Annotated in this window: 15 protein-coding genes and 1 pseudogene; 8 read left to right on the top strand and 8 right to left on the bottom strand. The window is 68.9% G+C overall.

What is annotated here, in order from left to right:
• Window positions 1-59: 59 nt before the first annotated feature.
• From Q0741_RS15165 to Q0741_RS15155, 3 genes and pseudogenes are all read right to left on the bottom strand, one after another.
• Window positions 60-846, bottom strand: a pseudogene (locus Q0741_RS15165) (IS5 family transposase).
• A gap of 138 nt (window positions 847-984) precedes the next feature.
• Window positions 985-1,461 (bottom strand): hypothetical protein, encoded by a 477-nt coding sequence (locus tag Q0741_RS15160; RefSeq protein WP_298234047.1) that lies wholly within the window; start codon window positions 1,459-1,461, stop codon window positions 985-987.
• Window positions 1,458-1,994: a GNAT family N-acetyltransferase gene (locus tag Q0741_RS15155; protein ID WP_298234046.1), complete on the bottom strand. Its 537-nt coding sequence runs from the start codon at window positions 1,992-1,994 to the stop codon at window positions 1,458-1,460. The genes Q0741_RS15160 and Q0741_RS15155 overlap by 4 nt, the downstream gene beginning before the upstream one ends.
• A 246-nt stretch (window positions 1,995-2,240) precedes the next feature.
• Between Q0741_RS15155 and rpsP the strand changes: the two genes are divergently transcribed.
• From rpsP to Q0741_RS15125, 6 genes are all read left to right on the top strand, one after another.
• A complete protein-coding gene (gene rpsP / locus Q0741_RS15150; protein WP_298234045.1) occupies window positions 2,241-2,543 on the top strand; it encodes a 30S ribosomal protein S16 in 303 nt (100 codons plus the stop codon).
• A gap of 25 nt (window positions 2,544-2,568) precedes the next feature.
• Window positions 2,569-3,153: a ribosome maturation factor RimM gene (rimM, locus tag Q0741_RS15145; RefSeq protein WP_298234044.1), complete on the top strand. Its 585-nt coding sequence runs from the start codon at window positions 2,569-2,571 to the stop codon at window positions 3,151-3,153.
• Between the two features lie 35 nt (window positions 3,154-3,188).
• Window positions 3,189-3,980 carry a tRNA (guanosine(37)-N1)-methyltransferase TrmD gene (gene trmD, locus Q0741_RS15140; protein WP_298234048.1) on the top strand — a complete coding sequence of 264 codons (792 nt, stop codon included), beginning with the start codon at window positions 3,189-3,191 and terminating at the stop codon, window positions 3,978-3,980.
• A gap of 166 nt (window positions 3,981-4,146) precedes the next feature.
• The gene (gene rplS, locus Q0741_RS15135; RefSeq protein ID WP_028999314.1) at window positions 4,147-4,500 is read left to right on the top strand and encodes a 50S ribosomal protein L19; all 354 of its coding nucleotides are present in this window, start codon (window positions 4,147-4,149) and stop codon (window positions 4,498-4,500) included.
• Between the two features lie 154 nt (window positions 4,501-4,654).
• Window positions 4,655-5,341, top strand: coding sequence for a CoA pyrophosphatase (locus tag Q0741_RS15130; RefSeq protein ID WP_298234043.1), 687 nt, complete (start codon window positions 4,655-4,657; stop codon window positions 5,339-5,341).
• Between the two features lie 78 nt (window positions 5,342-5,419).
• The gene (locus tag Q0741_RS15125; RefSeq protein ID WP_298234042.1) at window positions 5,420-6,409 is read left to right on the top strand and encodes a CobD/CbiB family protein; all 990 of its coding nucleotides are present in this window, start codon (window positions 5,420-5,422) and stop codon (window positions 6,407-6,409) included.
• A 59-nt stretch (window positions 6,410-6,468) separates the two neighbouring features.
• Here the strand turns inward: Q0741_RS15125 and rsgA are convergent, their stop codons facing one another.
• Both rsgA and Q0741_RS15115 read right to left on the bottom strand, forming a co-directional pair.
• Window positions 6,469-7,377: a ribosome small subunit-dependent GTPase A gene (rsgA, locus tag Q0741_RS15120; protein ID WP_298234041.1), complete on the bottom strand. Its 909-nt coding sequence runs from the start codon at window positions 7,375-7,377 to the stop codon at window positions 6,469-6,471.
• Window positions 7,378-7,379: 2 nt separating this feature from the next.
• Window positions 7,380-8,642, bottom strand: coding sequence for a M48 family metallopeptidase (locus Q0741_RS15115; protein ID WP_298234040.1), 1,263 nt, complete (start codon window positions 8,640-8,642; stop codon window positions 7,380-7,382).
• Between the two features lie 62 nt (window positions 8,643-8,704).
• On the opposite strand from Q0741_RS15115, the gene orn reads away from it, so the two are divergent.
• Both orn and Q0741_RS15105 read left to right on the top strand, forming a co-directional pair.
• Entirely contained in the window at window positions 8,705-9,262 is a 558-nt protein-coding gene (orn, locus tag Q0741_RS15110) for an oligoribonuclease (RefSeq protein WP_298234039.1), read from the top strand.
• 332 nt (window positions 9,263-9,594) lie between these two features.
• Window positions 9,595-11,250, top strand: a complete 1,656-nt coding sequence (locus tag Q0741_RS15105) for a DEAD/DEAH box helicase (protein WP_298234038.1) — start codon at window positions 9,595-9,597, stop codon at window positions 11,248-11,250.
• Between the two features lie 107 nt (window positions 11,251-11,357).
• On the opposite strand, the gene Q0741_RS15100 is transcribed toward Q0741_RS15105, so the two are convergent.
• The 3 genes from Q0741_RS15100 to Q0741_RS15090 all read right to left on the bottom strand — a co-directional run bounded on the left by Q0741_RS15100 (window position 11,358) and on the right by Q0741_RS15090 (window position 13,554).
• A complete protein-coding gene (locus Q0741_RS15100; RefSeq protein WP_298234037.1) occupies window positions 11,358-11,714 on the bottom strand; it encodes an FKBP-type peptidyl-prolyl cis-trans isomerase in 357 nt (118 codons plus the stop codon).
• 41 nt (window positions 11,715-11,755) lie between these two features.
• Window positions 11,756-11,926, bottom strand: a complete 171-nt coding sequence (locus tag Q0741_RS15095; RefSeq protein ID WP_028999307.1) for a DUF1328 family protein — start codon at window positions 11,924-11,926, stop codon at window positions 11,756-11,758.
• Window positions 11,927-12,129: 203 nt separating this feature from the next.
• Window positions 12,130-13,554: a CHASE3 domain-containing protein gene (locus Q0741_RS15090; protein WP_298234036.1), complete on the bottom strand. Its 1,425-nt coding sequence runs from the start codon at window positions 13,552-13,554 to the stop codon at window positions 12,130-12,132.
• Window positions 13,555-13,557 lie beyond the last annotated feature (3 nt).

Genomic DNA, 13,557 nt, shown 5'->3' with positions numbered 1-13,557 from the left:
AGTCACCGCCAACTATGCGTCCAAACCAATAACCATAACTGCAACTGTAGGGTTAGGACTTATCCGTAAATAATGTTTATCTTCAACGGAACCTTGCGGAAGGCGATGATGGCCGCGGCCAGATGGTTGAGCGCGACGAAGCTGCGCTCGAGCTTCTCGTAGCGCACGAGCAGCTTTCGGAACCGGTTGAACCAGCCATGACAGGCCTCCACTACCCAGCGTCGAGCCCTCTTTTTCGGGTCACGCCGCTTGATGTCCGCTTCCTTGCGACGATCGACGACGTGAGCGATGTAGCCGTGCTTCTCGATGATGCTCAGGCACTCGGCACTGCGAAAGGCAGCATCGGCACACAGGTGCTTGCTACGCCGCACCGGCGGGGCCTTGCGCTTGACCATGATGGCGCTGAGCACCTCGTCGAGCCGCTTGCCGTCATTGACGTTGGCCCCGGTCACGATGAGGGACAACGGGACGCCACGCCCGTCGACCAACAGGTGACGCTTGCTCCCATTTTTTCCCCCGATCCGTTGGATTCGGGCCAACGGATTCCTGTGCCAAGGGAGCCTTCATCATCGCGCCGTCGATGCTTTGCCAGCGCCAAGCGATACCCTGCATGTCGTCGTACTCGGCAAGGCCAGCCATCCACAGCGCCTCGAAAAAGCCCGCTTCCTCCCATTCGAGGAAGCGCTTGTGAATGGCGCTGGCGCTGCCGAAGCGCTCCTTGGGCAGCGCCTTCCACTGGCAGCCGGTGCGCAGCACGTAGACGATGCCCTCGAACACCTGACGCGCAGGCTTGGGCGGCCGTCCTGCACCGGGCTTGCGAAGGTAGACCTTGTCTGGTGAGGGCACGCGCTGCGGCACCAGCGGTTCCACCCGCTGCCAGAAGTCGTCCGTCACTTCCCAGAATTCAACCCGCTTGCCCAACCTTGCGCTCCATCGCCGCGCCACCGCGGCTCGGAACCATTTTATCTAATTACGGATAAATCCTTACTGGCTGATGCGGCGCGCCTGCTCGATCTGCCACTCGAAGTAGCGCTGGCCGCTGAAGGCGATGGTGGCCATGAGCACGCCGGCGCCCAGCATCAGCGCGGCGATGGCGCCCAGCACCGGGCCCCAGCGCGTGTCCTGCACCGGCTGGCCCGGGTTGTGGCGCGCGTCCCAGCGTGCATCGGGCGTGAGGCCGTAGAGGATGGCGAAGAGCGCCGCCTGCGCCAGCATCAGTCCCAGCAGCGGGATCAGCGCCCAGGCGACGCGGTCGTCCTGGCCGAGCTCCAGCATGCGGCGCACGCCGTGCAGCCCGGCCAGCGTGGGCCAGGGATGCAGCCAGCCCGGCACGTCGCGCCAGCCGTACAGGTAGAAGCGGTGCAGGCCCAGGCTGCCGCCCAGCAGGGCGATCCAGGTCGCCAGGGTCTTGGACTTGTAGGCGCTGCCGCCGTACGCGCGCGGGGTCTCCTTGGCGCTCAAGCGCGCTCCTGTGGCGGCGTCATGGCGCCTTCACCCAGCGCGCGCTGCATCAGCACCACATCGACCCAGCGGCCGAACTTCCAACCTGCCGCGGCGTGGCTGCCGCAGCGCTCGAAGCCGCAGGCCTGGTGCAGCCCGATGGAGGCGGCGTTGGCCGAGTCGCCGATCACGGCCACCATCTGCCGTGCGCCGCGCGCCTCGCATTGCGCCATCAGCTCCACCAGCAGCGCGCGGCCCACGCCCTGGCCGCGGGCGTCGGGGTCGAGGTAGATGGAATCCTCCAGGCAGAAGCGGAAGGCCGGGCGCGGGCGCAACTGGTTGGCATAGGCATAGCCCAGCACCGTGCCGCCGCGCTCGGCCGTCAGCCAGGGCCAGCCGCGGCCGAGCACGTCCTCGCGCCGGCGCAGCATTTCCCCGGCCGGGGGCGGCTCGGTCTCGAAGGTGGCGCAGCCGTGCAGCACGTGGTGCGCATAGATGCGGGCGATGGCGGAAAAATCCTCGGGCGTGCTCGGGCGGATCAGCAGCGGGCTCATGTCGGGGGCAGGGTCAGGCCGGGTTTGGTGCCGGCTTCGGGGATTGGCTTTCAGTCAGTTTATAATGCGCGGTTTCGGTGCTGGCGGGCTTAACAGGCCCGCGCGTATCTAACGGCACTGGACAAGCGGGCCGCGCGTGCCACACAAGCAGTTTTTCTGCTGGGCGCCGCGGCACTTTTTCCGATCTGCCTGGCCTGCACGTGTCCCTGGTGCGGCGATCGTTTTCCTGCACATCGAGTCAATCACATGGTCGTCATTCGTCTGGCCCGCGGCGGTTCCAAGAAGCGCCCCTTCTACAACATCGTCGTCGCTGAATCGCGCGAGCGTCGTGACGGTCGCTTCATCGAGCGCGTGGGCTTCTACAACCCCGTGGCCTCCGGTGGTGCGGAGTCGCTGCGCGTGGCGCTGGAGCGCGTGAGCTACTGGGCCGGCGTGGGTGCCCAGTTGTCGCCCACGGTGGCGCGTCTGGTGGACCAGGCCAAGAAGGCCACCGCCGGCCAAGCCCCCGCCGCTGCTGCTGCTGAGCCAGCTGCCGCTGCTGCCGAGTAATCGGCGCTGAACCCGTTGCGAGCCGATGTCCTGGGTTCCTGACGAGCCGAGCTGGCCCGCCGATGCGGTGGAGGTTGGTCGCGTGACGGGTGCCTGGGGCATCAAGGGCTGGATCAAGGTCCAGCCCCATGCCAGCGATCCGCAGGCGTTGTTCTCCTCGCGTCGCTGGTTCTTGCAGCCGCCCGAGCGAATGCCGGCCGCCGCGGCGGCCAGCTTCCCCAAGCTGCTGAAGATCACGGCCGCGCGTGAACAGGGCGACGCCGTGGTGGCCAGTGCCCAGGAGCTGCCCGACCGCAATGCGGCCGAGCTGCTCAAGGGCGCGCGCGTGTTCGTGTCGCGCGCGAGCTTCCCCACCGCCGACGACGGCGAGTACTACTGGGTGGATCTGATCGGGTTGGAGGTGGTCAACCGCGAGGGCGTCGTCCTCGGCACGGTGACGGACCTGCTCGACACCGGCCCGCACAGCGTGTTGCGGGTGCAGCCCAAGGAAGTGCCCGCCGGCATGAGCGCGCTCGAAGCCGAGCGGCTGATTCCCTTCGTCGCCGCCTACATCGACCAGGTGGACCTGGCGCAAAAGCGCATCACGGTCGACTGGGGCGCCGACTACTGACGCCGCCGCCTTGCGCGCGGCGCATGCCTGCCGTGCTGCGCTTCGACGTCATCACCCTTTTCCCCGAGCTGTTCGCGCCGCACCTGGAGGTGGGCGTGACGCGCCGCGCCTATGCCGGCGGCGGACTGCAGCTCAAGCTCTGGCTCTTGCGCGACTTCGCCGAGGGCAACTACCGGCGCGTGGACGACCGTCCCTTCGGCGGTGGCCCGGGCATGGTGATGATGGCCCCGCCGCTGGAGCGCGCCCTGGCCGCTGTGCGCACCGCGCGCGCGTTGGAGGAGGGCGATGCGCCGCCGGTGCCGCTGATCCACTTCTCGCCCACGGGGCGCGTGCTTGATCAGGCTTTGGTACGCGAGCTCGCCGCAGGGCCTGGCGCCGTGCTGCTGTGCGGGCGCTACGAGGGCATTGACCAGCGCTTCATCGACCGCCACGTGGACCTGGAGCTGAGCCTGGGTGACTTCGTGCTCTCCGGCGGCGAGTTGCCGGCGCTGGTGCTGCTCGATGCCGTGGCGCGGCTGCAGCCCGGCGTGCTGCAGGACGCGGCTTCGCACCAGCAGGACAGCTTCGAGGACGGGCTGCTCGACTGCCCGCACTACAGCCGTCCGGAGCAGCTGCCGCGTGCGGACGGCGGCGTGGACGTGGTGCCGGAGGTGCTGCTCTCCGGCCACCACGGCCGCATCGCGCGCTGGCGTCGCGAGCGCTCGCTGGAGCTGACGGCGCGCCGGCGGCCCGATCTCATCACGGCCGCGCGCGCGGCCGGGCGCCTGAGCCGCGAGGATGAGAAGTTCCTGCGCACGCTGGACCTCGATCTGCCGCCGGCGCCTTAAATCCCGCCGGTCGCGCTGGCCTCCCGAACGGCCTTGCGGCTTGGGATATAATCGAGGGCTTTTCGATCCTCTGCCGGGCGAAATTCTTTCGCAGCCTGGGCTGGTCATCCGGACCTGAAGCCTGGGCCAACAACCGACGTGCCGGCACGATCCCTTGGAGAACCCCATGGACCTGATCCAGACCCTCGAGCAGGAAGAAATCGCTCGCCTGAACAAGACCATCCCGGCGTTCGCCCCCGGCGACACGGTGATCGTGAACGTGAACGTGGTGGAAGGCACCCGCAAGCGCGTTCAGGCCTACGAAGGCGTCGTGATTGCCAAGCGCAACCGCGGCCTCAACAGCAGCTTCATCGTGCGCAAGATCTCCAGTGGCGAAGGCGTGGAGCGTACGTTCCAGCTGTACAGCCCGCTGATCGCTGGCATCGAGGTGAAACGCCGCGGTGACGTGCGCCGCGCCAAGCTGTACTACCTGCGCCAGCGCAGCGGCAAGTCGGCCCGCATCAAGGAAAAGCTGGCCTGATGACGCTGCTGGCCAGCCCGTACGGGCGGCCTCGCGAGCAGAAAGCCGCCCTCAGGGGCGGCTTTTCTTTTTCCAGTCCTGTCTGCGTCCGTACCGCGAAGCGGAGCAAGGTTGCATGCCAGCTGCCTTTGCGGCGCGGGCCTATGCTGAGTCCATGAGCACCCTGATCCTCGATCCCCAGTCCGTGCCGGTGATCGGCATGGACGAGCACCTGCCTGCCGTGCCGGCCGAGCGGCTCACGGCCGCGGCGCTGCGTCAGCGCTTCGCGAACCCGCCGCCCTGGCAGCCCGAGACCCGCGCCGACGGCCGGGACGCGACGATCCAGGCCAAGGCTGAAGCCTCGGTGCTGGTGCCGCTGGTGGAGCACGCCGACGGCTCGCTGCACGTGCTGCTGACGCAGCGCACGGCCCATCTGAAAGCCCATGCCGGGCAGATCAGCTTCCCCGGCGGGCGCGCCGAGCCCACGGACGCCGACACGGTGACCACCGCGCTGCGCGAGGCGCAGGAGGAGGTGGGCCTGGAGCCTGCGCGCGTGCAGGTCATCGGTTCGTTGCCGGCTTACACGACCATCACGGCCTTCAGGGTCACGCCGGTGGTGGGGCTTCTCAGCGTGCCTTACGAGTTGCGCATCGACCCCTTCGAGGTGGCCGAGGCCTTCGAGGTGCCGCTGGCATGGCTAATGACGCCGGCACACCACCGTCGACACCGCATCGAGCTCGACGGCGCACCGCGGCAGTTCCTTTCCATGCCCTGGACCGCTGCCGGCAGCCAGCGCGAGTACTTTATCTGGGGCGCCACGGCGGCCATGTTGCGCAACCTCTACCGCTTCCTGGCCGCCTGAAGGCGCTGCGCGCGCAGACGAGCACGGCCGGTGCCGCCGCACCAGGACGGCGCGTCGCCGTCGGTATGATCCACAACGATGAGTTTCTTCGCCGTCCTGCTGGCCTTGTTGATCGAGCAGCTCAAGCCGCTGCCTCGGGACAACCGCATTCATCATGCGCTGATCTCCTGGGTGCGTTGGACCGGGCGGAACTTTGACGCCGGGCGCGAGCATCACGCCTGGGTGGTGTGGGGCGTCACGGTGCTGGCGCCGGCGCTGCTGGCCGCGCTGCTGTACGTGGGCATCGCGCGTCTGAGCATGGTACTGGCGCTGGCCTTCGACGTGCTGGTGCTCTACCTCACGCTGGGCTTCAGGCAGTTCAGTCACTTCTTCACCGACATCCGTGACGCGCTGGATCGCGGCGATGAATTGCAGGCGCGCCAACTGCTGGCCGAGTGGCGCCATCTGGACACCAGCGAGCTGCCGCGCACCGAGCTGCTGCGCCACGTCATCGAGCACGCACTGCTGGCGGCGCACCGCCACGTGTTCGGCGTGTTCTTCTGGTTCGTGCTGCTGTCCTCGCTGGGCCTGGGCCCGGCCGGCGCGGTGCTCTACCGCATGGCCGAGTTCGCCAGTCGCTACTGGGCCTTCAAGAGCCGCAGCCTGGGCGTGCCGGCCAACGAGCGGCTGATGCGAATTTCGCAGCAGCTCTTTGGCGGCATCGACCACGTGCCCGCGCGGCTCACGGCCTTCGGCTTCGCGGTGGTGGGCAACTTCGAGGAGGCGGTCAACGGCTGGCGGCGCGATGCCGGGCTGTGGCTGCACCAAAACGAGGGAATCATCCTTGCCGCCGCAGCCGGCGCGCTGGGCGTGCAGCTCGGTGGCAGCGTGGCCCCCGGCGTCACGCCCGATCGCAGCAAGACCTTCCATGTGGGTGCCGGCGGCGAGATCGAGGGCGCGCTGGGCTCCACGCCCGGGCTGCCGCCGCAGCTCGGCCACCTGCAGAGCATCGTCGGCCTGGTGTGGCGCTCGATGGTGCTGTGGCTGCTGCTGCTGGCGCTGCTGACGCTGGCGAACGTGCTCGGCTGATCCGCCGCCTCGTGACGGTCCAGGGCTGAAGGCTCAGCGCGGATGAAGCGAATCCCGCCTCACCACTTCGTGCGTTCCAGCTCCTCGCGAATCTCGCCGTAGATGCGGTAGCGGCTGGCGGCGATGTCGCCGCGCTCCACCGCGACGCGCACGCCACAGCCCGGCTCGTGGCGGTGCGTGCAGTTGTAGAAGCGGCACTCTGGCACATGCGCGCGCAGGTCCGGCATGAGCATGGGCAGCTCTTCCGCCGGGATGTGGCGCAGGCCGAACTCCTGGAAGCCGGGCGAGTCGATCAGCGCGCCGCGGCGCACCGCCGGGTCCAGCCAGTACCAGCGCGTGGTGGTCGTGGTGTGGCGGCCGGAGTTGAGCGCCTGCGAGATGTCACCTACCTGCGCCTGCGCGTCCTGCACCATCAGGTTCACCAGCGTGCTTTTGCCTGTGCCGCTGGGGCCCAGCACCAGCGTGGCGGCGTCCTGCAGCACTGGCGTGAGCAGCGCGCGCGACTCCTCCGGGCGGGTCTTGAGCGAGGCCTCCAGCACTTCCACGCCCATGGCTCGGTAGGGCTGCAGACGCTCGCGCGCCGCCTCAGCCTGTGGCAGCTCGGCCTTGTTGAGCAGCACGCGCACGGGGATGCCGGCGCTCTCGGCGGCGATCAGGGCGCGGCTGAGCTGCGACTCGCTGAACATCGGCTCGCCGGCCACGAGCATCAGCACCTGGTCGATGTTGGCGGCGAAGGACTTGGTGCGCCACTCGTCCTGGCGCATCAGCAGGTTGCGCCGCGGCTCCACCTTCTCGACCACGCCCTCGTCGCCGCTGGCCTGCCAGCGCACGCGGTCGCCGACCACGCACTCGCTCTTCTTGCCGCGCAGGTGGCACTGCACGCGTTCGCCCTCGGGCGTTTCCACCACCACGTGTCGTCCGTGTGCGGACACCACCAGCCCGACATCGAGCTCGCTATGGCGCCCCATGATCAGGACTGCGCCCGCAGGGCCGCCAGGCGCTCGGTGGCCGGCGGATGCGAGTAGTAGAAGCGCGCGTACAGCGGATCCGGTGTGAGCGTGGAGGCGTTGTCCTCGTGCAGCTTGAGCAGCGCGTTGGCCAGGTCGCGCCCGTCGGCCTGGGCGCAGGCGTAGGCGTCGGCTTCGAACTCGTGGCGGCGCGACAGCCGCGCCCCCAGCGGCGAGAGCAGGAACATGAAGGGCGGCAGCACCAGCATGAACAGCAGCAGCGCCAGCGCGTCGTTGGGCGCGTCCAGGCTGGGCCGCACGCCCAGGCCCAGGTAGAACCAGGTCTGGCCGGAGAGCCAGCCCAGCAGCGCCAGCCCGGCCAGGCTCAGCCCAAAGGCCAGCAGCATGCGCTTGAGCACGTGGCGGTGCTTGTAGTGGCCCAGCTCGTGCGCCAGCACGGCCTCGATCTCGTTGCCGTTGAGCTTGTTCAGCAGCGTGTCGAAGAACACCACGCGCTTGGCCGCGCCCAGGCCCGTGAAGTACGCGTTGGCATGCGCGGAGCGGCGGCTGCCGTCCATCACGAACAGGCCCTTGGCGGCGAAGCCGCAGCGCTGCATCAGCGACTGCACCTGGTCTTTGAGCTCGCCCTCGGGCAGTGGCGTGAAGCGGTTGAACAGCGGCGCGATCAGCGTCGGGTACAGCACCAGCGCCAGGAGCTGGAATGCCGTCCACGCGCCCCAAGCCCACAGCCACCACAGCGGCCCGGTGGCGCCCATGATCCACAGCACCAGCGCCGCCAACGGTAGCCCGATGAGCACGCCTACCAGCAGGCCCTTGAGCATGTCGGCCAGGTACAGCTTCCAGGTCATGCGGTTGAAGCCGAAGCGCTGCTCCAGCACGAAGGTGCGGTAGAGATCAAAGGGAAGGTCCAGCAGCGCGCCTATGACCACGAAGGCGCCCAGCAGCGCGAGCTGGTAGCCCATGTCGCCCAGCACCGGCTGCACGTTGTCGCGCAGCAGCGTATTGAGCGCATCCAGCCCGCCCAGCAGCGTCCAGGCCAGCAGCAGCGCCGAGCTGAAGGCCGCCTGTAGCAGCCCGAAGCGCCCGCGCGCCAGCGTGTAGTCCGCCGCACGTTGGTGCGCACGCAACGATACCGCCCCGGCAAAGGCCGCCGGCACTCTGTCGCGGTGCAGTGCCACGTGGCGCATCTGGCGCGTGGCAAGCCAGAGTTTCAGGAGCAGCGCCAGCAGCACGGCGCCTGCGAAGAGCAGGGTCAAGGCAGACATGGCGTCAAGTGTAGGGCTGCGACAATCGCCCCCTTTCCAGCCAGCCCACGAGGACTTTTTCCATGACGACCGAGCTCGCCGCCAGCGACCAGAACCTGATCTGGATCGACCTGGAGATGACCGGCCTTTTCCCCGACCGCGACCGCATCATCGAGATCGCCGTCGTCGTCACCGATGCCCAGCTCAACGTGCGTGCCGAAGGGCCCGTGTTCGCCATCCACCAGAGCGACGCCACGCTCGATGCCATGGACGCCTGGAACAAGGGCACGCACGGCAAGAGCGGGCTGATCGACCGCGTGAAGGCTTCCACCGTCGACGAGGCGCAGGCGCAGCAGGCCGTCATCGACTGGCTCAAGCAGTACGTGCCCGCTGGCAAGAGCCCGATGTGCGGCAACTCCATCTGCCAGGACCGGCGCTTCCTCGCCAACTACATGCCGCAGCTGGAATCCTTCTTCCACTACCGCAACCTGGACGTGAGCACGCTCAAGGAGCTGGCCCGGCGCTGGAAGCCCTCGGCACTGGAAGGCTTCAAGAAGGCGCAGGCGCACACCGCGCTGGCCGACATCCACGAGTCCATCGACGAGCTGCTGCACTATCGCCGCACGTTCCTGGCGGCCTGACGTAGCTGAAGCCTTAGGCCCCAAAAATAAGGGCTTTCACCGAGTCCCTTACAATGCGCGCTCGGTGTTGATTTCTCGGCACCGTTCGCTCATCCCCTCTGACCTTCGAGTTCTCCCGCACGGCAGCGCGTGGCGGAACTTGATCTCCCTCTCGCGAGCCGTTCGGCCTTTGCGGGAACCGGTCGGCGGCGATGCCGTCGCTTTCGGACCGGTGCACCTGCCTCTTCTTTCGGCAGGTGGAAATGTTCCTCCCGCGACTTGGAATCCGGCGGCGCCCGCGTGGCGCTGTCCGGCCGGCAGCTGTCTGCCGGCGCTGAAACTGAAGAACTCTGATGACTTTTGCTTCCCTGGGCCTCCACGACGCCCTGACCCGTGCCGTCTCCGATGCCGGCTACGAGAACCCGACCGAAGTGCAGGCCCGCGCCATTCCGCCCGCGATGGAAGGCCGTGACCTGCGCGTGTCCTCCAGCACCGGCAGCGGCAAGACCGCAAGCTTCGTGCTGCCCGCGCTGCAGCGCATCCTGGCCGCCCGCGGCGACAACACCAAGCGCCGTGACCGCGGCATGAGCGGCCCGCGCGTGCTGGTGCTGGCCCCCACGCGCGAGCTGGCGCAGCAGGTGGCCAAGTCGGCCATGGACTACGGCCGCCACGTGCAGGGCCTGCGCGTGGTCACCGTCGTCGGCGGTGTGCCCTACGGCGCGCAGCTCAAGGCGCTGCGCGGTCCGGTGGACATCCTGATCGCCACGCCCGGCCGCCTGATCGACCACGTGCAGAGCGGTAAGGCGCTGCTGCAGCACGTGGAGATGCTGGTGCTCGACGAGGCCGATCGCATGCTCGACATGGGCTTCATCGACGACATCAACTTCATCGCCAGCCAGCTGCCCGAGCAGCGTCAGACGGTGATGTACAGCGCTACCTTCGCCGGCCACGTCGGCCGCCTGGCCGACGAGCTGCTGCGCGACGCGCTGTCGGTGGATGTCGCCTCGCACACCGATACGCACGAGAACATCGAACAGCGCCTGCACTGGGCCGACGACATCGCGCACAAGAACGCGCTGCTGGACCACTTGCTCACCAACCGCGAGGTCGAGCAGGCCGTGGTGTTCACCAGCACGCAGGTCGATGCCGACCGCCTGGCCGACCGCCTGGGCGAGATGGGCCATTCAGTGGCCGCGCTGCACGGTGGCATGCCGCAGGGCCGGCGCAACCGCGTGCTCAACGGGCTGCGCAACCGCCAGCTGCGCGTGCTGGTAGCCACCGACGTGGCCGCCCGCGGCATCGACGTGCCCACCATCAGCCACGTCATCAACTTCGGCCTGCCGATGAAGGCCGAGGACTACGTGCACCGCATCGGCCGTACCGGCCGTGCCGGCCGCTCGGGCCTGGCGGTGACGCTGGCCGAGCGCCGCGACGTGGTGATGATCAAGCGCATCCAGCAGTTCACGACGCAGACCATTCCCGTGGCCACCGTCGAAGGCCTGGAGCCGCGCCAGCCCGAGCCGCGCATCTACCCGAGCCGTCCGGACGGCGGCCGGAGCGGCAAGCCCTTTGGCAAAGGCAAGTCCTTCGGCGGCCCGCGCCGCGAGGGCTTCGACCGCGGCCCGCGCCGCGAAGGCGGCTTCCAGCCGCGCGGCGAAGGCTTCGAGGGCCAGCGCGGCGAGCGCTTTGCCGCCCCGCGCGAAGGCTTTTCGCCGCGGCCCGAGGGCAGCGGCCACTTCGGTGGCCCGCGTCCGGAAGGCCGCTTCGAGCGCCGTCCGGAAGGCGCCTTCAGCCGCCACGGTGACGGCAACCGCCACCATGGCGCGCCGCGCGACCGCAGCCCCTTCGAGCGCCGCGGCGACGGCCCGCAGGGCCAGGGTGGCTTCGACCGTAGTGAGCGTCCGGCCGGCCGTGGTGGCCGCTTCGGCGAGCGCCAGGGCGACCGCGGCGGCTTCCACGCTGAGCGCGGCAGCCGCGGCCCGCGCCGCGACGGTGATTGGGAGCGTTGATTGCATGAAGCGGGCGGTCCACCCGTCCCGCTGAAGCGCTGAACCCTGCAAATGAAAAACCCGCCCGGCTCGCGAGCCCGGCGGGTTTTTTCATGGGAAGAGGACGATCAGGCCTTGAGCAGTTCGACCTCGAACACCAGCGTGGCGTTGGGCGGGATGACGCCGCCGGCGCCGTAGGCGCCATAGCCCAGCTCGGGCGGGATGACCAGCACGCGCGTGCCGCCTTCCTGCATGCCCTGCACGCCCTCGTCCCAGCCCTGGATCACTTGGCCCGCGCCGAGGTTAAAGCGGAAGGGGTCGCGGCGGTCCTTGCTGGAGTCGAACTTGCGGCCGCGGCCGTCCGACTTGGACGGATCTTGCAGCCAGCCGGTGTAGTGCACCGTGACGTTGGTGCCCGCTTGCGCGGTGGCGCCGGTACCCGGCTTGGTGTCTTCGTACTGCAGGCCGGAAGCAGTGGTGATCATGCGGAACGTCTCCAGAGCAAAGGGCGCATCATGCCAGCGCCTCACGAGCCCCGGTGCCGCCACAGCCCGATCAGGAAGCTGGCTAGGGCCAGCACGATGAAGAGCACGAACAGGATCTTGGCGATGCCCGCTGCCCCGGCGGCGATCCCGCCGAAGCCGAACAGCGCCGCCAGCAGCGCGACGATGAAGAAGACGATGGCGAAGGCGAGCATGGCTGGAGGTGGGCGAAGGTGCTGAGGGGTGCCGCGAGCAGCCGCGGCCTCACGATGGCTTGAGCTTAAGGATTCGCCCGAGCTCCCGGCATGGGACGCGGCTGGTTGCCGCTGTCGGTGCGGCCTGCATCGGCCTGTAGGACGGCGCCCACACGCCACCCAGCCGTCGAGACGGCTTTGCCGCTTCAGGCGGCTCAGGCGGCTCAGGCGGCCGGGTCGGCCTGCGGCGCTGGCGCCGGTGCCTCAGCGCGTAGCGGCAGCGTCGCCTCGATGCGCGTGCCCTGGCCCGGCGCGCTGTGCAGCCGTAGCCGGCCGCCCTCGGCCTCGACGCGGTAGCGCATGCCCAGCAGTCCGTGCGCCGAGGCCTTCTGCACTCCCGTGTCGAAGCCGGTGCCGTCGTCCTGCACGGCGGCCAGCGCCCACGGGCCCCGTTCGCGCAGCGTGATGCGCACCTCGCGCGCCTGCGCGTACTTGGCGACGTTGGTCAGCCCCTCCTGCACCAGCCGGTACACCGTCAGCTCGCTGGCCGGCGTCAGCCGCACCGCGCGCAGCGCGCACTGCACCTTCAGTCCCGAGCGTTGCTCGAACTCGCGCGCCAGGATCTCCAGCGCCGCCACCAGGCCCAGGTTGCTCAGCGCCGAAGGGCGCAGGTCTTCGATGATGCGGCGCTTGAGCGCGATGCCGCTGTTGAGCGTGCTGGTCAGGTGCTCGATGCGCGTGCTGAGCTCCGGCGGCACGGCGCCCATCTGCACCAGGCGCGAGCGGATGCGCGCCAGGTCCAGCTTGGCGGCGGTCAGCAACGCCCCCAGCTCGTCGTGCAACTCGCGCGCCAGGCGGCTCTTTTCGTCCTCGCGAGCGCTCTGCAGGTGCTGCGCCAAGTGGGTGAGGTCGGACGTGCGCTCGCGCACCTGTCGCTCCAGCCGGTCGCGCTCGTTCTGCAGCACCTGCTGGCGCGACTGGCGCTCCTGGTCCAGCGCCACGCTCTGGCGCAGGTACAGGAAGAAGGCCAGCAGGCTGATGGCGGTGACGGTGCCCACGCCGATGCGGTTGATCTGCAGCGTCTCCTCGATGCCCTGGCGCTGCCGGTTGATGGCCTCGGTCTCGCTGGCGATGAGCGCGTCGGCCGCTTCGCGCATGGCCTGCATCGCCTCGCGGCCGATGCCGCTGCCCACCAGCTCGCGCCAGGCTTGGTCGCGGCCCTGGTTGCGCAACTCCAGCGTGGTCTCCAGTTCCGAGAGCTTGCTGGCCACCAGCTGCAGCAACCTGTCCAGTTGGGGGCGTTGGGCATCGTCCTTGCCATAGCGCTGCTGCAGCGCCAGGGTGGCGTCGCGGATGTCCTGAACGGCCTTCTGATAGGGCTGTAGGTACTCGGGCCGGCCGGTGAGCAGATAACCGCGCTGGCCGCTCTCGGCGTCCACCACGGCCAGCAGCAGCCGGTGCGTCGCCACGCGCGCCAGGTTCTGCACCCGCAGCTGCTCGATGGCTTGCATGGCATGGCGGTAGGAGAGCTCGCTGATAAACAGCAGCCCCAGCGCCGCCATCAGAGCCAGCGGGAAGCTGAAGACACTGCGGCTGAAGCGGTCCAGCCACGCCGCCAGCCTCGGCATCGTGGCCAGAATGTTCTTCATCGC

Source organism: uncultured Azohydromonas sp., from assembly GCF_937926365.1.
Lineage (GTDB): Bacteria > Pseudomonadota > Gammaproteobacteria > Burkholderiales > Burkholderiaceae_C > Azohydromonas.
The sequence above is the reverse complement of the archived record's forward strand: the minus strand, read 5'-3'. Positions and strand labels throughout refer to the sequence as shown.

Bases quoted from the DNA above. Each gene is read 5' to 3' on its own strand.
- Q0741_RS15155 (WP_298234046.1), bottom strand. From the start codon at position 1,994: ATGAGCCCGCTGCTGATCCGCCCGAGCACGCCCGAGGATTTTTCCGCC.
- rpsP (WP_298234045.1), top strand. From the start codon at position 2,241: ATGGTCGTCATTCGTCTGGCCCGCGGCGGTTCCAAGAAGCGCCCCTTC.
- rimM (WP_298234044.1), top strand. From the start codon at position 2,569: ATGTCCTGGGTTCCTGACGAGCCGAGCTGGCCCGCCGATGCGGTGGAG.
- rplS (WP_028999314.1), top strand. From the start codon at position 4,147: ATGGACCTGATCCAGACCCTCGAGCAGGAAGAAATCGCTCGCCTGAAC.
- Q0741_RS15130 (WP_298234043.1), top strand. From the start codon at position 4,655: ATGAGCACCCTGATCCTCGATCCCCAGTCCGTGCCGGTGATCGGCATG.
- Q0741_RS15125 (WP_298234042.1), top strand. From the start codon at position 5,420: ATGAGTTTCTTCGCCGTCCTGCTGGCCTTGTTGATCGAGCAGCTCAAG.
- rsgA (WP_298234041.1), bottom strand. From the start codon at position 7,377: ATGGGGCGCCATAGCGAGCTCGATGTCGGGCTGGTGGTGTCCGCACAC.
- Q0741_RS15115 (WP_298234040.1), bottom strand. From the start codon at position 8,642: ATGTCTGCCTTGACCCTGCTCTTCGCAGGCGCCGTGCTGCTGGCGCTG.
- orn (WP_298234039.1), top strand. From the start codon at position 8,705: ATGACGACCGAGCTCGCCGCCAGCGACCAGAACCTGATCTGGATCGAC.
- Q0741_RS15105 (WP_298234038.1), top strand. From the start codon at position 9,595: ATGACTTTTGCTTCCCTGGGCCTCCACGACGCCCTGACCCGTGCCGTC.
- Q0741_RS15100 (WP_298234037.1), bottom strand. From the start codon at position 11,714: ATGATCACCACTGCTTCCGGCCTGCAGTACGAAGACACCAAGCCGGGT.
- Q0741_RS15095 (WP_028999307.1), bottom strand. From the start codon at position 11,926: ATGCTCGCCTTCGCCATCGTCTTCTTCATCGTCGCGCTGCTGGCGGCG.
- Q0741_RS15090 (WP_298234036.1), bottom strand. From the start codon at position 13,554: ATGAAGAACATTCTGGCCACGATGCCGAGGCTGGCGGCGTGGCTGGAC.